At 71.9% G+C, this 22,443-nt stretch carries 20 protein-coding genes; 9 read left to right on the top strand and 11 right to left on the bottom strand.

Annotation, left to right across the window (positions count from 1 at the left end):
• Nucleotides 1–32: 32 nt before the first annotated feature.
• The gene (locus ABEA24_RS51180; protein WP_345443654.1) at nucleotides 33–1,265 is read left to right on the top strand and encodes an MDR family MFS transporter; all 1,233 of its coding nucleotides are present in this window, start codon (nucleotides 33–35) and stop codon (nucleotides 1,263–1,265) included.
• A gap of 110 nt (nucleotides 1,266–1,375) precedes the next feature.
• Here ABEA24_RS51180 and ABEA24_RS51175 read toward each other — a convergent pair whose 3' ends face one another.
• Nucleotides 1,376–2,770, bottom strand: coding sequence for a glycoside hydrolase family 16 protein (locus tag ABEA24_RS51175; protein ID WP_345443651.1), 1,395 nt, complete (start codon nucleotides 2,768–2,770; stop codon nucleotides 1,376–1,378).
• 231 nt (nucleotides 2,771–3,001) lie between these two features.
• Between ABEA24_RS51175 and ABEA24_RS51170 the strand changes: the two genes are divergently transcribed.
• The 3 genes from ABEA24_RS51170 (at nucleotide 3,002) to ABEA24_RS51160 (ending at nucleotide 7,172) form a co-directional block, all read left to right on the top strand.
• Complete coding sequence (locus tag ABEA24_RS51170) at nucleotides 3,002–4,249, top strand: MFS transporter (RefSeq protein WP_345443649.1); 1,248 nt, start codon at nucleotides 3,002–3,004, stop codon at nucleotides 4,247–4,249.
• Between the two features lie 159 nt (nucleotides 4,250–4,408).
• A complete protein-coding gene (locus ABEA24_RS51165) occupies nucleotides 4,409–5,341 on the top strand; it encodes a LysR family transcriptional regulator (RefSeq protein ID WP_345443646.1) in 933 nt (310 codons plus the stop codon).
• Nucleotides 5,342–5,351: 10 nt separating this feature from the next.
• Nucleotides 5,352–7,172: an NAD+ synthase gene (locus ABEA24_RS51160; protein WP_345443643.1), complete on the top strand. Its 1,821-nt coding sequence runs from the start codon at nucleotides 5,352–5,354 to the stop codon at nucleotides 7,170–7,172.
• 107 nt (nucleotides 7,173–7,279) lie between these two features.
• On the opposite strand, the gene ABEA24_RS51155 is transcribed toward ABEA24_RS51160, so the two are convergent.
• The 3 genes from ABEA24_RS51155 to ABEA24_RS51145 all read right to left on the bottom strand — a co-directional run bounded on the left by ABEA24_RS51155 (nucleotide 7,280) and on the right by ABEA24_RS51145 (nucleotide 11,620).
• Nucleotides 7,280–9,346 carry an ATP-binding SpoIIE family protein phosphatase gene (locus ABEA24_RS51155; RefSeq protein WP_345443640.1) on the bottom strand — a complete coding sequence of 689 codons (2,067 nt, stop codon included), beginning with the start codon at nucleotides 9,344–9,346 and terminating at the stop codon, nucleotides 7,280–7,282.
• A gap of 91 nt (nucleotides 9,347–9,437) precedes the next feature.
• Complete coding sequence (locus ABEA24_RS51150) at nucleotides 9,438–10,046, bottom strand: TetR/AcrR family transcriptional regulator (RefSeq protein WP_345443637.1); 609 nt, start codon at nucleotides 10,044–10,046, stop codon at nucleotides 9,438–9,440.
• A 14-nt stretch (nucleotides 10,047–10,060) separates the two neighbouring features.
• The gene (locus ABEA24_RS51145; protein ID WP_345443634.1) at nucleotides 10,061–11,620 is read right to left on the bottom strand and encodes an MFS transporter; all 1,560 of its coding nucleotides are present in this window, start codon (nucleotides 11,618–11,620) and stop codon (nucleotides 10,061–10,063) included.
• A gap of 199 nt (nucleotides 11,621–11,819) precedes the next feature.
• Here ABEA24_RS51145 and panB point away from each other — a divergent pair, with 199 nt between their 5' ends.
• Nucleotides 11,820–12,662, top strand: coding sequence for a 3-methyl-2-oxobutanoate hydroxymethyltransferase (gene panB / locus ABEA24_RS51140; protein ID WP_345443632.1), 843 nt, complete (start codon nucleotides 11,820–11,822; stop codon nucleotides 12,660–12,662).
• Nucleotides 12,663–13,315: 653 nt separating this feature from the next.
• Nucleotides 13,316–14,569, top strand: coding sequence for an asparaginase domain-containing protein (locus ABEA24_RS51135; RefSeq protein ID WP_345443628.1), 1,254 nt, complete (start codon nucleotides 13,316–13,318; stop codon nucleotides 14,567–14,569).
• Between the two features lie 72 nt (nucleotides 14,570–14,641).
• On the opposite strand, the gene ABEA24_RS51130 is transcribed toward ABEA24_RS51135, so the two are convergent.
• Both ABEA24_RS51130 and ABEA24_RS51125 read right to left on the bottom strand, forming a co-directional pair.
• Nucleotides 14,642–15,445, bottom strand: a complete 804-nt coding sequence (locus ABEA24_RS51130; RefSeq protein WP_345443625.1) for an ABC transporter permease — start codon at nucleotides 15,443–15,445, stop codon at nucleotides 14,642–14,644.
• A complete protein-coding gene (locus ABEA24_RS51125) occupies nucleotides 15,442–16,434 on the bottom strand; it encodes an ATP-binding cassette domain-containing protein (RefSeq protein WP_345443621.1) in 993 nt (330 codons plus the stop codon). Before ABEA24_RS51125 ends, ABEA24_RS51130 begins: the two co-directional genes overlap by 4 nt.
• A gap of 230 nt (nucleotides 16,435–16,664) precedes the next feature.
• Here ABEA24_RS51125 and ABEA24_RS51120 point away from each other — a divergent pair, with 230 nt between their 5' ends.
• Both ABEA24_RS51120 and ABEA24_RS51115 read left to right on the top strand, forming a co-directional pair.
• Nucleotides 16,665–17,582 (top strand): LysR family transcriptional regulator, encoded by a 918-nt coding sequence (locus ABEA24_RS51120; protein ID WP_345443618.1) that lies wholly within the window; start codon nucleotides 16,665–16,667, stop codon nucleotides 17,580–17,582.
• 232 nt (nucleotides 17,583–17,814) lie between these two features.
• A complete protein-coding gene (locus tag ABEA24_RS51115; RefSeq protein ID WP_345443615.1) occupies nucleotides 17,815–18,345 on the top strand; it encodes a hypothetical protein in 531 nt (176 codons plus the stop codon).
• Here the strand turns inward: ABEA24_RS51115 and ABEA24_RS51110 are convergent.
• The 4 genes from ABEA24_RS51110 to ppgK are packed head-to-tail and all read right to left on the bottom strand — an operon-like array spanning nucleotide 18,296 to nucleotide 21,527.
• Nucleotides 18,296–19,081: a helical backbone metal receptor gene (locus ABEA24_RS51110; RefSeq protein WP_345443612.1), complete on the bottom strand. Its 786-nt coding sequence runs from the start codon at nucleotides 19,079–19,081 to the stop codon at nucleotides 18,296–18,298. The genes ABEA24_RS51115 and ABEA24_RS51110 overlap by 50 nt on opposite strands.
• 32 nt (nucleotides 19,082–19,113) lie before the next feature.
• On the bottom strand, nucleotides 19,114–20,076 hold the full coding sequence (locus ABEA24_RS51105) for a ketopantoate reductase family protein (RefSeq protein WP_345443609.1): 963 nt from the start codon (nucleotides 20,074–20,076) through the stop codon (nucleotides 19,114–19,116).
• Nucleotides 20,073–20,753, bottom strand: coding sequence for an NADPH-dependent F420 reductase (npdG, locus tag ABEA24_RS51100; RefSeq protein WP_345443606.1), 681 nt, complete (start codon nucleotides 20,751–20,753; stop codon nucleotides 20,073–20,075). Before npdG ends, ABEA24_RS51105 begins: the two co-directional genes overlap by 4 nt.
• A 24-nt stretch (nucleotides 20,754–20,777) precedes the next feature.
• Nucleotides 20,778–21,527, bottom strand: coding sequence for a polyphosphate--glucose phosphotransferase (ppgK, locus tag ABEA24_RS51095; RefSeq protein WP_345443603.1), 750 nt, complete (start codon nucleotides 21,525–21,527; stop codon nucleotides 20,778–20,780).
• Nucleotides 21,528–21,605: 78 nt separating this feature from the next.
• On the opposite strand from ppgK, the gene ABEA24_RS51090 reads away from it, so the two are divergent.
• Nucleotides 21,606–22,187, top strand: a complete 582-nt coding sequence (locus ABEA24_RS51090; RefSeq protein ID WP_345443600.1) for a hypothetical protein — start codon at nucleotides 21,606–21,608, stop codon at nucleotides 22,185–22,187.
• 78 nt (nucleotides 22,188–22,265) lie between these two features.
• Here ABEA24_RS51090 and ABEA24_RS51085 read toward each other — a convergent pair whose 3' ends face one another.
• The gene (locus ABEA24_RS51085; protein WP_345443597.1) at nucleotides 22,266–22,433 is read right to left on the bottom strand and encodes a hypothetical protein; all 168 of its coding nucleotides are present in this window, start codon (nucleotides 22,431–22,433) and stop codon (nucleotides 22,266–22,268) included.
• Nucleotides 22,434–22,443: the final 10 nt, after the last annotated feature.

The following is a 22,443-nucleotide window of genomic DNA, read 5'->3' as shown; positions in this document are numbered from 1 at the left end:
AGCCGGACCCACGGGTTGTCGACCATTCCCCCATGACGTCCGTCGAGGAGATCCCCGTTCCCCCGCCCACCCGCCTCCCCTCGTTCCTCTACACACGTGTGGGCGGCCTGCCGCGCGCCTTCTGGGTGCTGTGGACCGGCAGCTTCGTCAACCGGCTCGGCACGATGGTCGAGCCGTTCCTCGCCTTCTACCTCACGGGGGTGCGCGGCCTGTCCGTCGCCGCGGCCGGGATCGTGCTCGCGCTGTTCGGCCTCGGCTCGATCGTGTCGCAGGTCGTCGGCGGGGTGCTCGCCGACCGGGTCGGGCGGCGCGCCACCCTGACCGGCGGGATGCTGGCCACCGCGGCGGCGATGCTCGCGCTCGGGTACGCCACCGCGACGCCCGTGCTGATCGCGCTGGTGTTCGTGCTCGGCCTGACCATCGACGCGTACCGTCCCGCGTCGCAGGCGCTGATGGCCGACCTGATCGGCCCCGCCGAGCGGACCCGCGCGTACGGGCTGCTGTTCTGGGCGATCAACCTCGGCTTCGCGGTGGCGATGGTGCTCGGCGGGACGCTGGCGCGCGCCGGTTTCACGTGGCTGTTCTGGGTGGACGCGGCCAGCAGCGTGGCGTGCGGCGTCCTGGTCTGGCGGGCGGTGCCCGAGACCCGGGGCCGGCGCGCGGAGCGCGAACCCGGCGGCTTCGTGGACGTGCTGCGGGACCGGGTCGCGGTCGGCTCGGTGCTGGTCGTCCTGTGCTACGGCTTCGTCTATCTGCAGGCGTACTCGACGCTTCCGCTGGCGATGCGACGCGCGGGACTTCCCCCGTCGGCGTTCGGCTTCGCGATGGCCGTCAACGGCATCGGGATCGTCATCGTCCAGCCGCTGATCGGCGCCTGGCTCGGCCGCCGCGACCGCAGCCGGGTCCTGGCCGCGGGCGTGGCCGTGGTGGGTGCCGGATTCGGGCTCACCGCGTTCGCCTCGTCGGCGTGGATGTTCGCCGCGACGGTCGGGGTGTGGACGCTGGGCGAGATCCTGTTCGCGTCGGTGTCCATGGCGATCATCGCGGACCTCGCTCCCCCGCACCTGCGCGGCCGGTACAGCGGGTTCTACGGCACGGCGTTCGCGATCGCGTCGCTGCTCGGCCCGCCGGTGGGCGGCGGGCTGCTCGGTCTGACCTCCTGGGCGCCGTGGCTCGCCTGCGCCCTCACGTGCGGGGCGGCCGCCGCCGGCGCCCTCGCGCTCGGCCCCGCGGTACGACGCCGGCGGCAGGCCCTCACCGCCTGAGAGCCCGCGCGGAATGGTCTGCCGGGCTCGCGGCGTCCATCCCGTGCGGGCTCTGCGGAACTCGGCATGGGCGCGGGGCGGGCGGGGCGGGCGCCCCGCGCCCACGCGTCTCAGTGGCCGAAGTCAAACCAGTTGACGTTGACGAAGTCGGCGGGCTGGCCGCTGGTGAAGGTCAGATAGACGTCATGGACGCCGGTGACCCCGCTGATGTTGGCGGGGACCGTGCGCCAGCTCTGCCAGCCGCCGGTGTTCGCGATGGCGAAGCTCCCGATCGGCGCGTTCGCGCGGTTGTCGAGGCGCACCTCGACCAGTCCGCTCACGCCGTCGGCGGCGCCGCTCGCGACCCGCGCGTAGAACTGCGTGGCGGCGGTGGAGCCGAAGTCGACGCCCTTGTACAGCGCCCAGTCGCCGTTGGCGACGGAGCCGATGTCCTGCCCGCCGCCGCTGTCGCTCGTCGCCTCGGAGTTCACACCGGACTGCTGGTCGTACGACTCGGCCTGGATCGGGGTGTACGCGCCGCGGTTCCCTGTCGGGGGCGGGGTGGTGCCGCCTCCGCCGCCGGTCTGCCAGGCCGCGACGTAGTCGACCAGCATGGGGTGGCCGGGGACGGTGCCGGAGTCCGGGCCGCCGCCGTACGCCGCCGGGAAGCCGCCGCCCATCGCGACGTTGAGGATGATGAAGTATCCGTGGTTCGTCGCGTTGGCCCAGGTGGTGGCGTCGACCTGGTCGGCGCGGACGGTGTGGAAGTTGACGCCGTCGAGGTAGAAGCGCATCTCCTCCGGGCTCGTGCTCCGGTCCCACTCGAGGGCGTAGGTGTGGAAGTCGGCCTGGCAGGTCGTCGGTGAGCAGGCCCGCTGGCCGCCGATCCCGGTGGTCTCATTGCACGGGCCGCCGGGGCTGGTGCCACAGTGCATCGTGGCCCACTCGTTGTTGATGCCTTGAACGTTCTCCATGATGTCGAGCTCGCCGATGCCCGGCCAGTTCCACCAGTTGCCGCGGTAGGGGGCGCCCAGCATCCAGAACGCGGGCCAGTAGCCGTGGGCGGCGGCGCCGGTGACGTTCGGCATCTGGATCCGCGCCTCGACCCGGAGCTTCCCGCCGGCGGGCGGCTGGAGGTCCGAGCGCAGGGTCTCGACGCGACCGGAGGTCCAGTTGCCGGCGCCGTCGCGCTGCGGGGTGATCCGCAGGTTCCCCGAGCCGTCCAGGGAGACGTTGGACGTCGAGGAGGTCATCGTCTCCACCTCCCCGGTGCCGAAGTTCGCGGGGCCGCCGGGATAGCTCGTTCCGGTGGTGTACTGCCAGTTCGCGGTGTCGACGCCCGAGCCGGCGGGGCCGTTGAAGTCGTCGGTGAACACCGTCGTCCAGCCGGCGGGGGCGCCGGGCGCGGACGCGTGCGCCGGGCGGGAGACGGCCGTCGCCGCGGCGCCCGCGACGACCAGGGCGGACAACAGGGCGAGGAGGGCACGGGGCACACGCCGGCCGTGCCTGGCGGGGGACGCACTCATCGGGACCTCTCTTCGAGAGCGGGGCGGGGCCATGAGCGCGCAGTCAGGAGGCTGCGGCCTCACTGTCCCTCGTCCGACAAATGAGGTCAAGCCATGAACACATGCTGGTCGAGCCCGAATTCTTGCGTTCAACTAGTAGACAGTTCTGATCTCTGAAGAGGGGTTGACCACACCAGTCCGGAATGTCTAACTTCAGGTGGTTAATCCCCTTCGAGGCGGCGTACGAGCTGAATGGTGCGGGCTCAGAGCTCCTGTGTCCTGGCGCGCGGACTGTCCGTTCTCCGGGAGCGGGACTTCCGCTGGTTCTTCGTCGGCCAGTGCACCTCGATGCTCGGCGACGGGATGGTCGCCCCCGCGCTCGCCTTCGCCGTCCTCGGCCTCACCGGCCGCGCCTTCGACCTCGGCGTCGTCCTCGCCGCCGGATCCGCGGCGCAGGTCCTGTTCACGCTGGCGGGCGGGGTCATCGCCGACCGGCTGCCCCGGCACGCGCTGATCCTCGGCACCGACCTCGTCCGCGCCGTCGTCCAGGGCGTCTCGGCGACCCTTCTGATCACCGGATCCGCCCGGATCTGGCACCTGCTGGTCTTCCAGACGGTGCACGGGATCGCCTCCGCGCTGTCCGGACCGGCCGTGCCCGGGATCATCCAGGCGACGACCAGGCCGGAACAACGGCAGCCCGCCAACGCCCTGCGCGTCCTGGCCCTCTCGACGTCACTGCTCACCGGGCCCGCGATCGCCGGCGCCCTCGTCGTCGGCGTCGGACCCGGTTGGGCGATCGCCGCCGACTCCGCGACGTTCGCCGTCAGTGCCGCCTGCCTGTCCCGGCTCCGGCTGCGGCAGGCCGGTCACGAACGGTCCCGGCGGTTCACCCGCGACCTGGCCGACGGCTGGCGGGAGTTCCGGTCGCGGCGCTGGGTGTGGAGCGTCATCGTCGCCGCCTCCCTCGTCAACCTGCTCTACGGCGCGTTCTCGGTGCTCGGCCCGACGATGAGCGCCCGGTCGTTCGGCGGGGCGGGGGCGTGGGCGCTGATCTCGGCGACGTTCGGTGCCGGCTGCCTCGGCGGCGGCGTGATCGCCCTGTGCGTACGGCCGCGGTTCCCGCTGCGCTCCGGTGTGGCGATGATGGCGATGTTCGCCTTCCCGACCCTCGCCCTCGCCGCCGGCCTCACGGTGACCGGCATCGCGGTGGCGGCGTTCTGCGGCGGCGTGGTCCTCATGGTCTTCAACACGCTGTGGGAGACCGCCCTGCAGCAGCACATCCCGGCGACCGCGCTGTCGCGCGTCAGCGCCTACGAGTGGGCGGGCGCGATCGCCTGCCAGCCGCTGGGCCTCGCGCTGGTGGCGCCCGTGGCCGGCCGGCTCGGCCTGCACACCACCCTCTGGACGGCGGGGTCCCTCCAGATCCTCATCGTCCTCACCCCGCTGCTCTTCTCCGAGGTGCGGACGCTGCGGTCCCGGCCCGGCGACCGGCCCGCCTGACCGTACGGGGGTCCGGTGGCTCACCGCCCGCCCTTGCCATGACCTGCTGCGACGGGGATCGGTACGGCGGTGTCGGCATGCACTGTTGACCGATAGATTCACGGTGCATGCCTTGATCAAAAGATTGTTGAGCTGTGTGTTAACGATCCGGGGGGACGGATGGAGCTTCGGGACATCGAGATCTTCTTGACGCTCGCCGAGGAGCTGCACTTCGGCCGGACCGCCGAGCGGCTCCACATCACCCCGTCCCGCGTCAGCCAGGCGATCAAGAAACAAGAACGCGGCATCGGCGCTCCGCTGTTCGACCGCACCTCCCGCGTGGTCCGTCTCACCCCCCTCGGCGAGCAGTTGCGCGACGACCTGTATGCGGGATACCGGCAGATCCTGAAAGGGATCGACGCCGCGAAGGAGGCCGTCCACGGCACGACGGGAAGCCTGACCCTGGGCACCATGGGCCCGATGACCCTGCTGATCGGCGACCTCCTCGACCTGTTCCAGGCCCGCCACCCGAGGGCACGGCTACAGCACCGCGAGATCCAGCCGCCCTCCCCGCTGGACCTGCTCCGCTCCGGCGAGGTCGACGTGGCGTTGCTGTGGCTGCCGGTCCGCGAACCCGACCTGACCGTCGGCCCGGTGCTCCACACCTCGTCCGTGCTGCTGATGGTCGGCGCCGACCATCCCTACGCCGGGCGCGATGCCGTCGGCCTGGAGGACCTCGGCGACTGCGCCCTGGTCGGGGGCCGGTCGATCCCCGCCTATATGGAAGAGACCCTCGCGCCTTTCCGCACCCCCTCGGGCCGTCCCATCCGGCACGATCCCAAGGTCTCCACCTGGCAGGAGGCGCTCACCGCGGTCTCCTCCGCCCAGGCGGCCGCCGGGGTCGCCGCCGAGGCCGCCCGCTTCTATCCCTGGCCCAGCCTGGCCTTCGTGCCCATCCGCGACGCCCCGCCCTGTGAATGGGCCTTCGTCTGGCGCACCGCCGACGACAACCCGCTCATCCGCGCCCTGGTCCAGGCCGCCGCCGACCTGGAAAGAGGCGCCGAATCCCCCGCCCCGAACACCGCCGAACACGTCCAGGAACACCCCGTTTAGTCTCGGAGACGTGGCACAGCTGCGCATCGCACTCGCCCAGGTGGACGCGACCGTCGGCGACCTCACCGGCAATGCCGGCCGCACCGTCGAATGGACCCGGCGCGCCGCCGACCGCGGCGCGCACCTCGTCGTCTTTCCCGAGATGTCCCTCACCGGCTACCCGGTGGAGGACCTCGCCCTGCGCAAGTCGTTCGTGGACGCGTCGATCGCCACCCTGGAGGCGACGGCCCGGCGCCTCGCCGACGAGGGTCTCGGCGGGCTGCCGGTCGTGCTCGGCCACCTCGACCGGCGCGCCGACGTCGTCGACCGCGTCGGCCAGCCCGCCGGCGCGCCGCTCGACGCGGCGGCAGTGCTCCACCAGGGCCGGGTCGTCGTCCGTACCGCAAAGCACCACCTGCCCAATTACGGCGTCTTCGACGAGTACCGCTACTTCGTCCGCGGCGACCGGCTGCCGGTGTTCCGGCTGCACGGTGTCGACGTCGCCGTGGCGATCTGCGAGGACCTCTGGCAGGAGGGCGGCCCGGTCACCGTCACCCACGAGGCCGGTGCCCAGCTGCTCGTCGTCCCGAACGCCTCACCGTACGAGCGCAACAAGGACGACGTCCGGCTGGAGCTGTGCGCGCGCCGGGCCCGCGAGGCCGGCTGCGCCCTCGCGTACGTCAACCTGGTCGGCGGGCAGGACGAGCTCGTCTTCGACGGCGACTCCGTCATCGTCACCGGCGAGGGCGAGCTGATCGCCCGTGGCCCGCAGTTCGAGGAGGGCCTGCTCGTCGCCGACCTCGAGCTGCCGCCCGCGCCGGCGGAGTTCACGCCGGGCGAAACGCCCGCCGACGGCTGCGACGGGACGACCATCACGATCGAGCGCGTGCTGCTGTCCGCAGGCCCCGTCGAGCCGTACCCCCCGGAAGAGCCGCCCTGCGCCGAACCGCTCGGTGACCTCGGCGAGGTGTACGGCGCGCTCGTGCTCGGCGTCCGCGACTACGTCCGCAAGAACGGCTTCCGCTCGGTGATCCTCGGGCTGTCCGGCGGCATCGACTCGGCACTGGTCGCCACGATCGCCGCCGACGCGATCGGCCCCGAGAACGTCCACGCCGTCCTCATGCCGAGCCGCTACTCCAGCGACCACTCCATCACCGACGCCGAGGACCTCGTCAAACGGCAGGGCCTCCACGCGCGCACCGTCCCGATCCGCGGCATCGTCGACGCCTACGAGGCCGAGCTCGAACTGCACGGCCTCGCAGCCGAGAACCTCCAGGCGCGCGTCCGCGGCAACATCCTCATGGGCCTGTCCAACGAGCACGGCCACCTGGTGCTCACCACCGGCAACAAGAGCGAGCTGGCCACCGGCTACTCCACGCTGTACGGCGACTCCGCCGGCGGGTTCGGGCCGATCAAGGACGTCCCGAAGACCACGGTGTTCGCGCTGTCCCGCTGGCGCGACGATCGGACCGACGGCGGGCACCCGTTCGTACGCCCCTCCGATACCGCGCCGATCCCGCAGAACATCATCGACAAGCCGCCGTCCGCAGAGCTGCGCCCCGGCCAGCTCGACACCGACTCCCTCCCGGCGTACGACGTCCTCGACGCGCTCCTGGACGACTACGTCGAGAAGGACATGGGCCGCGACGAGCTGATCGCGGCGGGCCACGACCCGGAGCTGGTCGAGCGGGTGATCCGGCTGGTCGACGCGGCGGAGTACAAGCGCCGCCAGTACCCGCCCGGCCCGAAGATCACCCCGAAGAACTTCGGCCGCGACCGCCGCCTCCCCATCACCAACAAGTGGCGCGAGATCGTCGCCCCCCACACCACCGACCCCGCCCGCGACGCCTGACGCCGGCCTGCGCCGAGGGTCTTCGGGCCTATGACCCCGAAGACCCTCGGCGATCAGGGTTCTCGCGAACCAGGCGGCCACATCCTCGGCGATCACCGAGGAGGGGGTCAGGGGAGGTGGTGGGCCTCACCTGGCCAGGAGCCCTCCCAGCCGTCGTCCTGGCCGGGCAGGTCCAGCTCGCACCAGACGACCTTGCCGTCGGCGACGGGACGGGCGCCCCAGCGCTTGGCCAGGCGGTGGACGACCTGCAGGCCGCGGCCGCCCTCGTCGTCGTCGGCCGCCTGGCGGGCCCGGGGCAGGGCGTCGGAGTCGTCGCGGACCTCGCAGACGAGCGTACGGTCGCGCAGGAGGCGCAGCCCGATGTCGCCGGAGGCGTACCGCAGGGCGTTGGTCACCAGCTCCGACACCACCAGCTCGGTGCTGAAGGACAGCTCGTCGCACTCCCAGCGTTCGAGCGTCTCGCGCACGCGAGCGCGGGCGTCGCGCACCGCGGACGGCAGCGCGGGCAGTGTCCAGGAGGCGACGTCGCCGTCGGGCAGCCGCCGCAGGCGGGCGATGAGCACGGCGATGTCGTCGCGGTCGTGGTCGGCGTAGGCGCTGTCGAGGGTGGCCTTGGCGAGCTCCTCCAGCGGCCGGAACAGCGCGTCCGCGCCGAACAGTCCCTGCAGCCGGGAGAGGCCGTCGTCGATGTCCTGGCCGCGGTTCTCCACGAGGCCGTCGGTGTAGAGCACCAGGACGCTGCCGTCCCCGATGGTGAACGTGCGGGTCTCGATCATCCCCTCGCCGACGCCGAGCGGGGGCGCGGGCGGGACGTCGAGGAACTCGCTCGTGCCGTTCGGGCGCAGCAGCAGGGGCGGCAGGTGCCCGGCGGAGGCGATCTCGCAGGTGCCGTCCGTCGCGTCGTACACGGCGTAGACGCAGGTGGCGAAGGCGGGCTCCCGCTCGCCCATCTCCCGCATCAGCGCGTCGAGCTGCTGCAGGCCGTCCGCCGGTGTCAGCTCCAGGTTCACGATGGTCCGCAGGGCGGTGCGCAGCCGCCCCATGGTGACGGCGGCGCGCACGCCGTGCCCGGCGACGTCGCCGACGATGAGGGCGACGCGGCCGCCTGGCAGGGCGATCGACTCGTACCAGTCGCCGCCGACCTCGATCAGCTGGTTGCCCGGGAGGTAGCGGTGCCGGACCGCCACGCTGGACGGGGCCGTCAGGCCCGTGGGCAGCATGCTGCGCTGGAGGGTCAGCGCGGTCGCGCGCTCGCGGCTGTAGTGGCGGGCGTTGTCGATGTAGAGGGCGGCGCGGGCGGCGAACTCCATCCCGAGCTCGACGTCGTACGCGTCGAAGGCCCGGTGGGCGCCGCTCCGGGTGCAGACGACGAACCCCAGCGTGGTCCCCCGCGCGATCAGCGGCAGCAGCACCATGGAGCTGTCGGCCAGGAGCTTGGCGACGGGCTTGCGCCGCCACAGCCGGGCGATCCGCCTGGCGGCCTTGGCGTCGAGGTGCGGCTCCAGCACCGGCTCGCCGGTGGCCATGCAGCGGGTGTACGGCGTGCCGGGCGGGTAGGTGAGGACCTCCCCGGTGGGGAAGGCGGCGTTCCACTTCGGGTCCGAGGCGTCGGTGGCGAGCGCGACCCGGCGCAGCACGGTGGTGCCGTCGGCGGCGATCGAGGGGTGCTCGTCGGCGGCGACGATGCTCTCCTGGATGAGGACGCCGGCGGCGTTGCAGTAGTGCGGCACGACGACGTCGACGAGTTCCCGCGCCATCTGGTCCAGGTCGAGCGTCGCCCCGATCCGGACGAGCGCGTCGTCGAGCATGGCCCGGCGCATCAGCGCCGGGTCGGTGAAGCGTTCCAAGTCCATCACGGCGACCCGGATCATCATCAGGTCGGTCGGGTCGGCGCCGGTCGCGTGCATCGGCTGGACCGTGACCACGGCGTTGCGCGCCTCGCCGTCCCCGGTCCGCACGCCGAGGACGGCGGTCCGCTCGTGACGGTTCGCGAGGGCGTCGAGGAGCCCGGTGAGGGCCTCCTTGCTCTCCTCGGTGAACAGGCCGGTCACGTCGGCGCCGACGACCTCCTCCGGGGGCCGGCCGAGGACGCCGGAGGAGTTCTGCCCGCACTGGAGGACCTCGCCGGCCCGGCCGATACCGAGCACGAGGGTCCTTGCCGAAGAATCGGCCATCCGCCGGAGTCCTTCCCTGTGGCCCATCAGCCCCCGAGTAAAAGTATGACCAAAAGGCGACTGGAGGGAAGGAAGATCACGCCACTGATGGTCAGTGCCGCCCGAGACCGGCGATGAGCTCGTCGACGACCCGCTCGGCGAAGTCCTCCGGGACCGGGCCGGCGCTGGACGCCCGCGCTCGATGGGCCATGGTTCCGGTGAGGATCCACAGGGCCAGCTCGACGTCGAGGTCGGGGCGCAGCTCCCCGGTGGCGATGCCGCGTCGCAGCACCTGCCGTATGGCCTCGCGCCGGGGTTCGATGACCTCCTGGTTGAACCGGGTGATCAGCTCCGGATAGCGCTCGGCGCTGCTGAGGATGCTCCAGTAGCAGTCGACGCGCTTCTTGTCGCTCTTGTCCGCGATGAAGACCTTGGCCCAAGCGATCAGGTCCTCGCGCACCGACTCGCCGCGCGGCTCGATGAGCGGCTCCTTCAACGCGGCGAGCGCGTCGATGATGAGCGCCTCCTTGTTGGGCCAGCGGCGGTAGATGGTCGTCTTCCCGACCCCGGCGCGCGCGGCGACGGCCTCGATGGAGACGCCCGCCACCCCGCCCTCCTCGGCGAGGAGGTCCAGGGTGGCGTCGACGATCGCCTTGTCGGCGCGCTCGCTGCGCGGCCGGCCCGGCGGCCGCGCGGAGAGCTGGTCAGTGGTCTGCGTCATCACCCATCACCGTCTCATACCTCGACGGCTTCTCGCTGTTCGACCGGCGGGGTGTCGGCCTCCGCCGCCGGCTGACCGGGCATCCACTTCAGGACGACGAGCGCCCCGACGAAGGCCACCGCAGCCGAGATCGCGGACGTGATGTGCATGGCGTGCACGAAGGAGTCGTGCGCCGGCGGGAGGAGCGCCCGCCCCGTCGCGCCGAGCTTCTCCGCCACGCCCGTGGTCGTGCCGATGTCCGATCCGGCGACGTCGCGCAGGCGCTCGGGCAGCGCGGTCAGGTGCGGCTTCATGCCGCTGCGATAGATCGAGGAGACCAGGGAGCCCAGGACGGCGACGCCCAGCGCGACCGCGACCTGGCGGGCGATGTTGTTGATGGCCGACCCGGATCCGGCCTGCTCCCTCGGCAGCACCGACATGACGGCGGTCGTGGCCGGGGGCATCACCAGCGCCATCCCGGCGCCCTGCACGAAGAAGGTGATCTCCAGGATCCAGATCGGGCTGTGGACGGCGGTGAAGTGGTAGCTGAACAGCGCCAGCGCGACCATGATCAGGCCGGTCGCGGCGACCCGCTTGGCTCCGTACCGCGTGACCAGCCCGGCGCTGCGCGGCGAGAAGATCATCTGGCCGACGGCCAGCGGCAGCGTGAGCAGGCCCGCCTGCAGCGGCGAGTAGCCGCGGACGTTCTGCAGGTACAGCGAGACGAACAGGAAGACGCCGCCGAGCGCGAAGAAGACCAGCGCGATGGCGCCGACGGACGCCGACAGCCGCCCGTCGCGGAACAGCCGGACGTTCAGCGAGGGGTGCTCGATGCGGGACTCGTACCAGACGAACACCGCGAGCAGCGCGACCCCGGCGAGCACGGGACCGAACACGGTCGGCGCCGTGACGGTCGCCTTCTCACCGCCCTCGATGATCCCGTACGTCAGGAGGATCAGGCCGGCGATCGACAGCAGCACGCCACCGAAGTCGATCTTGGCGCGCACGGCGTTCTTGGACTCCGGCACGACGATCGCGATGCCGATCACGCCGGCGATGACGATCGGGACGTTGATGAGAAAGACCGAGCCCCACCAGAAGTGGTCGAGCAGCAGGCCGCCGGTGATCGGCCCTACGGCGATCCCGATGCCGACCGCACCGGCCCAGACGCCGATGGCCCGGCCGCGCTCCTGCGGCTCGAAGACGTTCGTGATGATCGACAGGGTCTGCGGCATGACCGCCGCGCCGCCGAAGCCCATGGCCGCGCGGGCGAGGATGAGCTGGTCGGGGGTCTGGGCGTACGAGGACAGCAGTGAGGCCAGGCCGAACAGCAGCATGCCGATCATCAGCATGCGCTTGCGGCCGATCCGGTCGCCGAGCACGCCGAACGTGAACAGCAGGCCGGCGAAGACGAGGGTGTAGGAGTTGATCGCCCATTCGAGCTGGCCCTGGGTGGCGCCGAGGCCGTCGCGCGGGTCCGCGATCGTCTTCAGCGCGACGTTGAGGACCGTGTTGTCGAGCACGATCACGAGCAGGCTGACGATCAGGACGCCGAGGATCGTCCAGCGCCTCTTGTGGATGGTCTGCGGATCCATGAGACCCTTCGTAAGTATCGATACGATGCTGTTGCGTTTCTTAACGCTCGCCACCTTAGGTTATTCCCCATCCGATACGCAACCGTAGCGTTTCATAAAAGACGTCGGGAAGGTCCGGGCTGTACGGGCCGTTGACCTCGTGGGATCATCGAGCACGTCCGGGGACGCCACCGTGGCGCCTCGAGGCAGGAGGTTTCCGATGTCTGTATCGACCGGTCGGCCGACCACCCTGTACGGCGGCCAGACGGGACGCCGCGTGACCGTCCGCGACATCGCGGCGGCGAAGGAGCGCGGCGAGAAGTGGCCCATGCTCACCGCGTACGACGCGCTCACCGCGCGGGTCTTCGACGACGCCGGGATCCCGGTGCTGCTCGTCGGCGACTCCGCCGGGATGGTGGTCTTCGGCCACGAATCCACGATCCCCGTCACCGTGGACGATCTCATCCCCCTCACCGCGGCGGTGGTGCGCGGCACCTCCCGCGCCATGGTCGTCGCCGACCTGCCCTTCGGCGCGTACCAGGCCGGCGTGGCCGAGGCCCTGCACGCCGGCGCCCGATTCCTCAAGGAGGCCGGCGCGCACGCCGTCAAGCTCGAAGGCGGCCGGCGGGTCCTGCCCCAGGTCGAGGCGATGGTCGCGGCCGGCATCCCGGTCATGGCGCACCTCGGGCTGACGCCGCAGTCGGTGAACGCCTTCGGCGGCTACCGCGTCCAGGGACGCGGTGAGGACGGCGAACGCCTCATGGCCGACGCCAAGGACCTCGAGGCCGCGGGCGCGTTCGCGGTCGTGCTCGAATGCGTCCCCGCCGAACTGGCCGACCGCGTCACCGCCGCGCTGTCGATCCCGACCATCGGCATCGGCGCGGGCCCGGGCACCGACGCCCAGGTCCTCGTGTGGCAGGACATGGCCGGCCTCACGCCGCACACCGCCAAGTTCGTCAGGAAGTACGCCGACGTGGCGGGCGTCCTGCGCGGCGCCGTCCAGGAGTACGCGGCCGAGGTGGTCTCGGGCGCCTTCCCCGGCCCCGAGCACGCCTACCGCTGACCCTCGTCACCTTCACCGCTCGCCCTCTGGTCCGCCGGGGGCGAGCGGCCTCCGTCGGCCCTCATCGCACCCACCGCTCCCCGAATCCACCGGGGACCGGCGGTGACCCTCGACGCACCCACCGCCCCGGGCCACCAGGAACCGGCGGCCTCCGTTGCGCCTCGTCCGCCCACCGCCCCCGGTCCACCGGGGGCAAGCGGCCTCCGTCGGCCCTCATCGCACCCACCGCTCCCCGACTCCACCAGGGACCGGCGGTGACCGTCGACGCACCCACCGCCCCGGGCCACCGGGGGTCGGCGGTGACCGTTAACCCTTGTCACGTTCGCCGCCCCCCGATCCGCCGGGGCGAGCGGGGTCCGTTCGGCCTTCCGGTACGGCTGGAGAGCGGCGAGGGGCGGCCGGTCGACCGGTGCCGTGACGGGCCGGCGGCGCCTCGGCCCGCGCCTGCGCGTGACCGGCGTCGCCGTCGTGACCACCGTCGACGACGGCGGGCGAGCGCGGGCCCGTGAGCGGCGACGCGGCAGTCCGGATCCGGCCGTCCGCACTCGCACCGAGTCGCCTTCGTCAGTGCCGTGAATGCACTAGGTTTCCGCCCATAACTTGATCACGGGGCGGACGCCGTCGGCGCCGCGTGACGCCGAAAGGTGCCGAGCATGACCGCCTCTGTGAGCCCGCCGCCCTGGCCGATGCCGCCGTCGTGGCAGGTGACCCTGCCCTCTCGCGAACCGGCCGCCGAGCCGACGCCCGCCGGTCCGCCGGCCAGGCCGGCAGGCGAGCCGTCCGCCCCGACTGCACCAGCCGACGCGCCCTCCGACGGAGCCCTCCCCGCCGAGCGAGAAACGGACGCCACGCCGTCCGCCGAGCCCGCGCTCACCGAGCGAGAGCCGGACCCCGCATCCTCGCCCGAAGCCGCCCCGACCGGAGGACAGCCGGGCACCACGCCATCTCCTGGGACCGCCCCGACCGGAGGGGAACCGACCACCACGCCCTCCCCAGAGACCGCCCAGGCCGGAGAAGAGCCGACCACCACGCCCTCCGAGAGCGCCGTGCCGTCGGCCCGGCTGGTCACCGTGCTCGTGCCCGACATGCCCGCGCCCATGGCCGAGACGCCACCGCCCCTCCCGCCCGGGGTGGCGGTGGAGCGCCGCCCTGCCGCGGGCCCCGGCTCCTCCTTCACCGTGGTGGGCGAACTCGCGCGCGAGGCCGCGCAGGCGGTGGACGACGGGGCGTACGGCGTCGTGATCGTCCACCCGCCGGAGACGCTCGCGGAGACCGCCTGGGCGCTGGATCTCCTCCATGAGGGGACCGCCCCCATCGTCCTGACCGCGGCCTCGGGCACGTCGCACGACCTGGCGGACGCCGTCGCCGTCGCGGCCTCCGACCTTCAGGGACTCGGCTGCGTGGTCGTCGCGCACGGGGAGATCCACGCCGCCCGGTACGTGACCGTGACCGGCATCGCGGCTCCATCCCTCGCCTCCCCCGCCGCCGGGCCGCTGGGGCACGTGATCAGCGGCGCGCCGCGCCTGCTGTGGCGCCCGCCGGAGCGGTTCACGGTAGGCGGGCCCTTCGCGGGGCGCGCGCCGCGCGTCGGCCTGCACATGGTGGCCCTCGGCGAGGACGGTGAGCTGCTGCGAGTCCTCGCCGGCCACAGTGAGGGCCTGATCGTCGTCCTGCCCGCCGGATCGGCCGCCTTCGCCCTGCCGACCCCGCTTCTCGCCGAAGCGGCCGGTCGCGTCCCGGTGGTCCTGTGCGCCCCGGCCCCGACGCCCGAGGGCATGGCGGCCACCCGCCTCGACCCGCTCAAGGCACGCGTGCTCATGCACCTCCTGCTCGACGCCGGCCACGACCGTACGGCGGTGCTGGACGCCTTCTCCGCCCAGACCGGAGGCGCTCTCCCGCCGCCCTGAACGCGACCCGGCCGGGCGAAGGCGCCCCTCCGGTGTGGGTCGGCGGGGGGCGCCTTCGCGTTGCGTCGGTGGTCAGGCGCTGACCGTCTTCTTGTAGAGGCGGGTCGCCAGCGGGATGAACACGATCAGCATGAAGGCGATCCAGAGCAGTGATGCCGGGATGGCGTGCTGCATGGGCCAGGCGTCAGAGGTCTTCATCGCGGTGCTGGTGTTGCCGAACAGTTTCCGCGCGGCCTGGGTGAACGTCGAGATCGGGTTCCAGTCGGCGAACACCCGCAGCGGGGTGGGCAGGCGTGAGGCGTCGATGAACGCGTTGGACACGAACACCAGCGGGAACGAGAGCATGGTCGCGATGTTGTTGAAGCTCGCCGGCGTCCGCAGCGCCAGCGCCACCGTCGCGGTCACCCACGAGAAGGCGTAGGCGAACAGCAGCAGGAGCGCGAACCCGGCGGCCGCCTCCAGCGGGGAGGTGTGCACCCGCCACCCGACGATCAGTCCCATCGCCGCCATGACGACCAGGCCCGCCAGGTTCATCAGCAGGTCGCTGGCGGTCTGCCCGACCAGCACCGCCGATGGCGCCATCGGCAGCGAGCGGAACCGGTCGTAGATGCCCTTCTCCAGGTCGGTCGTCAGGCTGTAGCCGGTGACCTGCGCGGCCGTGATGACGGCTTGGACGAAGATGCCGGGGAGCAGGAACTCCTTGTAGGACATCCCCGGGATCTCGATGGCGCTGCCGAACACGTAGGCGAACATCAGCACGAGCACGATGGGCAGCATCACCACACTGCCGAGCAGGTCCGGCGACCGCCTGATCTTCAGGGTGTTGCGCTTGGCGATGGTCCAGCCATCGGCGATGGGCATGGTGAGGGCGTTCATCGGGCGGCCTCCAGGACCTTCTCGTCCGCGTCGTCGGTGTGCTGGGGGCCGGACGCCTGGTGCCCGGTCAGGGTGAGGTAGACGTCGTCGAGGGTGGGGCGCCGCAGGCCGGCGTCCCGGACCCGGACTCCCGCCTCGGCCAGTTGCCCGAGGGCCTGGCGGAGTGCCTCGGGGCCGTCGGTGACCGGGACGGTGATCTGGAGCGATTCCGGCACGGTCCGGATGGTGCCGACGGCGAACCAGGCCAGCATCTGGCGGGCGGTCTCCAGCTCGGCGGCGCTGGTCACGGTCAGTTCGATGCGGTTGCCGCCGACCTGGTCCTTGAGCTCATCAGCGGTGCCGCGGGCGATGGCGCGGCCGTGGTCGACCACCATGATCTGGTCGGCCAGGTGGTCGGCTTCTTCCATGTACTGAGTGGTCAGCAGCAGCGTGCTGCCGGCCGCCACGATTTCGGAGATGGTGTCCCACAACCCGGCCCGGGCGCGGGGGTCCAGGCCCGTGGAGGGTTCGTCCAGGAACAGCACCGGCGGGTCGGCGACCAGCGCGCCCGCCAGGTCGATGCGGCGGCGCATGCCACCGGAATAGCCCTTCACCGGCCGGTCGGCGGCATCGGTGAGGTCGAAGCGTTCGAGGAGCTCACGGGCACGGGCCTTGCTGCGCTTGGCGCCCAGGTGGTACAGCCGCCCGACCATCTCCAGGTTCTCCGCACCGGTCAGGTGCTCATCGACCGCGGCGTACTGCCCCGACAACCCGATACGGGCGCGCAGCCGCCGGGCCTGCCCAGCGACGTCGAATCCGGCGACCGTGGCCCGGCCGCCATCCGGGGGCAGCAGCGTGGTCAGCACCCGCACCGTCGTGGTCTTACCCGCCCCGTTCGGGCCGAGCAGCGCCAGCACCGTCCCCTCCGGGACCGAGAAACTCAGCCCATCCAGGGCCGTCACCTCGCCATACCTCTTGACCAGCCCTTCGGCCGTGATCGCATCGCTCATGAGAAATCTCCTTGCTGATGTTCAGGGGTCAGGACCAGTGGGTCGGTCATTCGGGCTTGCATGCTCGATTCCTTCCACAGGGTCGGTGTGGGTCGTTTCGGCCGTCACGTCGGTGCGCTCGGATCCGTCTGCACCGGTGGCGGGCCTTCGTGTGACCTTCACCAACCTTCGGCCCGGGCCCTGGCCTTGATCAACGTAAACTTCGCGCACGTACTGTTCACCGTGGGGTTATGACCGGAGGAGCGCCGGTGGAGCTGCGGGACATCGAGATCTTCCTGACGCTGGCCGAGGAACTGCACTTCGGTCGGACCGCCGCGCGGTTGCACGTGTCCCAGGCGCGCGTCAGCCAGGCGATCAGCCAACAGGAACGCCGCCTGGGCGGCGTGTTGTTCGACCGCTCCAACCGCCGCCGAATCAGCCTCACCCCGCTCGGCCGCCAACTGTGCGACGACCTGCGCCCGGTGTACGCGAGCCTGCGCGACAGCCTGGAACGCGCCCGCCAAGCCGCCCAAGGCATCACCGCCACACTGCGCGTCGGCATGATGCCGTTCAACATCGCCGACCTGCACCTGTACTGGAAGACCTTCCGCTCACAGCACCCGCAATGTGAGCTGCAGATCCGCCGCGCTCCCTTCGTCGACCCGTTCGCCGGGCTCCGCGACGGCGGGCTGGACGTTCTGATCGTGTGGTTGCCCGTGGAAGAACCCGACCTCACCGTGGGCCCGATCCTGTTCACCGACGCCCGCCTGCTCGCCGTCTCCGTCGAGGACGAGTTGGCCACACGATCCTCGGTATCCCTGGAAGCGCTCGCCGACCGCCCGCACGCCACAGCCCCCCGCATGCCGGACTACTGGGAAGACCGCTACCTGCCGTTCCAAACCCCGCGGGGCCGCCCCATCGAACGCAGCCAGACCATCACCAACGGCGACGACCTGATCAACCTCGTCGGCACGGGCGAGATCGTCCACAGCTTCCCCGCCCACGTCACCAGGTACTGGGCCATGCCGCACATCCAATGGCTGCCCATCCGCGACATGCCGCCCCTGCCGTACGCCATGGTGTGGCGGACCGAAACCGAGAACGACCCCATCCGCGCGCTCGCCCAGATCGTGCGGGACCTCGGGCCACTGGACCTTCACGACACCTGAGCGGCAAGCCCCATGGTGCTGCGGGATATCGACGACCGCTCACCGCCGCCGACCGCTTCCGCCGCCGAGCCCTCGTACGCCTACGGTGCCGGAGACCTCTGACCTGGGGCTTTTTTACACGTTTGTCAGACTTCGCTGTTAAATAACGACATATTCGTCCGTAGGTTCCATAGCCGTCAGGGACGACTGTCCGGATGGTGGGGCAAACCCCCCGCTACCGGAAGGCATCGCCATGCCGCGAATCCTGACCGTCACCCTGACCACCGTCGCGGTGACCGTGGCCCTGGTCGCTCCCGTCTCGACCGCCGTGACCCCGGCGTACGCCGCCACCTGCTCGCAGAGCTACCTGCCGCTGCCGGACCCGTCCTGCCAGCCGGGCGCGACCAACCCGGATGTCACGCAGTCCACCATCGGCTCGACGATCTGCGTGTCCGGCTGGACGAGCACGGTGCGGCCGCCGACGTCGTACACGAACCCGCTGAAGGTCAAGCAGATCGCCGAGTACGGCTACAGCGACACGAGCACCGCGGACTACGAGGAGGACCACCTGATCCCGCTCGAACTGGGCGGCGCGCCCCGGGACCCGAAGAACCTGTGGCCAGAGCCGCGCTACGACGCCGGCGGATCCACCTCGGCGGACAAGGACACGGTCGAGAACGCGCTCAAGAAGAAGGTCTGCGCCGGCACGATGACGCTCGCCACCGCACGGCACATCATGGCGACGGACTGGAGGCAGGGCCAAAGTGTTCTAGTGATGCGCTGAGGACCCGCCGGGCCTCGGCGAGCGAGGGCCCGTACCACTCCAGGTGGCGGCCGCTCACCAGCGCCACCGGGACGCCGGGGAACGTCTCCGGCCCGTCGGTGGCGGAGAACGCGTACGGCTCGTCGGGCAGGACGACGAGGTCCGGCTGCCGGCGCAGCATGTCCTCGACCGACACCTTCGGGTACCGCTCGTCGGCGCCCGCGAACACGTTGCCGACGCCCAGCCGCGCGAGGAGGTCCCCGGCGAAGGTGTCGCGGCCGAGCACCATCCAGGGGCGCCGCCAGATGGGCACGACCGCGATCGCACCGGACGGCGGGGGGTCGCGCAGGACGTCGGCCCAGGCGGTACGGGCGTCCGCCAGCCACGCGGGCGTGTCCTGCCCGCACGCGGCCAGCATCCGCGCGAGGCTGGTCAGCGCCTCCGGGAGGGTGCGGATCACGGTGACCCACACGGAGACGTACGCGGACCGCAGGGCGTCGAGGTCGGCCTCGCGGTTCTCCTCGAAGTTGGCCAGGACCACGTCCGGCGCGAGTTCGACGATCTTCCGCAGGTCGGGGTTCTTGGTCCCGCCGACGCGTACGACGTCGAGGCCGGGCGGCTCCACGCACCAGTCGGTGGCGCCCACCAGCAGGTCCGGCGCCGTACGCGCGATCGCCTCCGTGAGGGACGGCACGAGCGAGACGACACGGCGGACCCCGCGCGGAGCCCGGAACAGCGCTCCGAGGTCGTCGACCATCGGGGGCACCGAGGCACCGCGCGGCGATCCGGTCATCGGGGGGCGGCCCCGTCCAGCTCGGTCAGGAACTCCTCCGGAGTCATCAGGCCGGGCTGCCGGCCCTCGCGGGCCATCCGGTTCGCCAGCCGCCGCAGCAGCTCGTTGACCGGGGTGGGCACGCCGTGCTCGCGGCCGAGCAGGATGATCTCGCCGTTCAGGTAGTCGGCCTCGATCGTGCCGGTTCCCCGCTGGAGGCTCTGGAAGGAGGAACCGCCGGAGCGCTTGCGCCCGCGGACCGGGCGGACCTGGCTCGCGATGCCCACCCCGCTCGGCGCGTCGATGCCCGCGGCGCGCAAGCACGCCCTGCCCTCCTCCCGGGCGAGCCGGGCGATGTCCGCGCCCTGCTCACCGGGGCCGATGACGACCTCGACGGCGTTGCCGAGGTTCGTCAGGAGCTTGCCGTACTTGTAGCGCATGACGTCCGGCCGGGCCTCGGACGCGAACGTCGCGCCCGCGAAGGCCGCCGCGAGGGACTCCGCGGTCTCGTCCACGCCCTCGGGGTACCGGCCGACGTCGAGGCCGCCCATCTGGGGCGCCAGGTACGCCGCGACGACGCCGGGTTCGAGGAACGCCGACGGCAGCAGGACGCAGACGCCGTACACGCGGGAGAACAGCCGCAGGGCGAGGCGTTCGTTCTCGACGCCGTTCTGGGCGGACGCGACGACGATGTCCGGCGGCGCGACGGCCGCGAGCTCGGCCAGCGCCGGCAGGGTGTCCTGCGTCTTCATCGTGAGCAGGACGACGTCGCCGGGCCGGAACGTCACCGCCGACGGCCGGTCGACGACCGGGACCGGCAGCGTGACGCTCTCCTCCGGGGTGTCGAGGCGCAGGCCCCGGTCGCGGACGGCCTCGTAGTGCGCGCCGCGGGCGATGAGCGTGACGTCGTGGCCCTGCTGGAAGAGGCGTGCCCCGATGGCGCCGCCGACCGCGCCCGCGCCGTAGACGACGAACCTCATACGTCCGTCACCCGGAGGCCGGCGTGGGCCTTGTAGCGGCGGTTGATGGAGATCAGGTTCGCGGTCAGCGCCTCGATCTGGTGGGCGTTGCGGAGCCGGCCGCCGTAGACGCCGCGCATGCCCTTCACGCGGGCAGCCAGGGCCTGCACGGTGTTCGTGGCCTCCCGGTCGTCGCCGAGCACCAGCACGTCGAGGTCGACCTGGTCGATCTCCGGGTCGAGGAGGACGACGGCCGAGACGTGGTGGAAGGCCGCCACGACGGTGCTGTCGGGCAGGACGGCCGCGGCCTGCTGCGCGGCGCTGCCCTCCTCGACCGGCAGCGCGTACGCGCCCTGCTTGTCGAAGCCGAGCGGGTTGACGCAGTCGATCACGATCTTGCCCGCCAGCTCATCGCGGAGCGATTCGAGGGTCGCCTTGTGGCCGTCCCACGGAACCGCCACGATCACGACGTCGGCCTCGCGGGCGACGGCGGCGTTCTCCGCGCCCCGGGCGGTCGCCCCCTCCCCCAGGCTGTCGGCGGCCTGCTGGGCGCGTTCGGCGCTGCGCGAACCGATGATCACTTCATGACCGGCGAGGGCGAACCGGCGCGCCAGCCCCTTGCCCTGGTCGCCGGTGCCGCCGAGGATGCCGATGGACAGGCCACTGACATCCGGAAGATCTGCGTGCTGAGTGCTCATAGTGGACGATCCTGCCAGGGCACCTCAGACCGGCTCCTTCCCGGGTACCGCGGCCATGGCGGCGCCGATGATGCCGGCGTCGTTGTGCAGCTCGGCGGCCACGACCGGGGTCCGCACCTCTTTCAGGTACGGCAGGAAGCGGTCGGCCTTCTTGCTGACCCCGCCGCCCAGGATGATCAGCGACGGCCACAGCAGGTCCTCGATGCGGTGCATGTACTCGCCGAGCCGCTTCGCCCAGTCCTGCCAGTCCCACTCGTGGACCTCGCGGGCGTGGGCGGAGGCCCGCCGCTCGGCGTCCTTGCCGCGGATCTCGATGTGCCCGAGCTCGGTGTTGGGCACGAGCCGTCCGTCGACGAACAGCGCGGTGCCCACACCGGTGCCGAGCGTCAGCATGAGCACCGTGCCCTTCCGGCCGCGCCCCACACCGAAGGTCATCTCCGCCACGCCGGCGGCGTCGGCGTCGTTGAGCAGCGTCACGGGCACCCCGGCGGTCTCCGCGAACAGGTCGCGTGCGGCCAGGTCGACCCACGCCTCGCCGAGGTTGACCGCCGTACGGACGACTCCGTCGGTGACCACGCCCGGGAAGGTGACGCCCACGGGGCCCTTCCAGCCGAAGTGCGTGACGATCTCGGCGACGAGCCGCGCCACCTCGCGGGGCGCCGCCCCCTCCGGGGTGGCCAGGCGCAGCCGCTCCTGCGCGAACTCGCCCTTCTCCACGTCGACCGGCGCGCCCTTGATGCCGGACCCGCCGATGTCGACACCGAGTATCTCCATAGGGCTATACCTACCTGAGATCGCCTGCCCCTAACAAAGCACACGTGATCTCACGCTCCGTACGGCACCATGGGGGCCATGGACGCGAGTCAGGTGGCGGCCCTGCGGGAGCTGCTCGCGACGACCGGCTGGCCGGAGCGCACCCGGGAGTTCGCCGGAGCGCTGCGTTCGTCCGCCCGGGAGCCGGGCGGTCTGCTGGTGTTCGGCCCGGCCGACGACGAGCCGTGGCACCTCGCCGCCCACCTCGACGACGAGAGCCGGCTCGGCGGCGTCCCGGCGCTGTCGCCCACGCTGGTCCGCTGGGAGCCGCCGCCGGGCGCGCCGCCGCACCTGCGGGTCGGACTGGAGCGCCTGGAGGCGGCCCGGCGCGGAGAGACGCTGATCGTCGTCTCCGAGGAGGAGTCGCCGGCGCCGCTCCTGGAGCGGGTCGACGACGCGCGGCGCATCGGCGCGACGATCTTCGCGCTCGACACCGGCGACCGGGAGCTCGAAGGCCTCGCGCACGAGGCCCTGACGGTGCCGTCTGACGACCGGCTGGTGTCGTTCGACGCGGCCCAGCACCTCGTGAGCGCGGCCGCCGGGGAGCCGCTCCCCAAACGGGGCCTGCGCGACCGCCTGGCCCGCCTCCTGGAGACGATCAGCGGCCCGACCGTGTCCTGAGGATCTTCGGGCTGTTTCACAGGCCTTCACAAGCCGCGCCGCGCAGCCGGACAGCGGGTCATGAAACAGCCCCTGATCTCAGCTCTTGCGGCGCCACTCCTCGTTGCGCTCCGCGGCGCGCTCGAACGCGTGCGCCGCCTCGTCCTCGGTGGCGTAGGGGCCCATGCGCTCCCGGTTCGGGCAGCCGGGCCCGTACTCGACCTTGCGGTGCTTGAGGCAGAAGAACCACTTGCCCTCGTCACTCATCGCGCTCTCC

This window comes from Actinoallomurus vinaceus, assembly GCF_039542055.1.
GTDB lineage: Bacteria > Actinomycetota > Actinomycetes > Streptosporangiales > Streptosporangiaceae > Actinoallomurus > Actinoallomurus vinaceus.
Note: the sequence above shows the minus strand (reverse complement) of the source record. Positions and strands in the feature narration are given on the sequence as shown.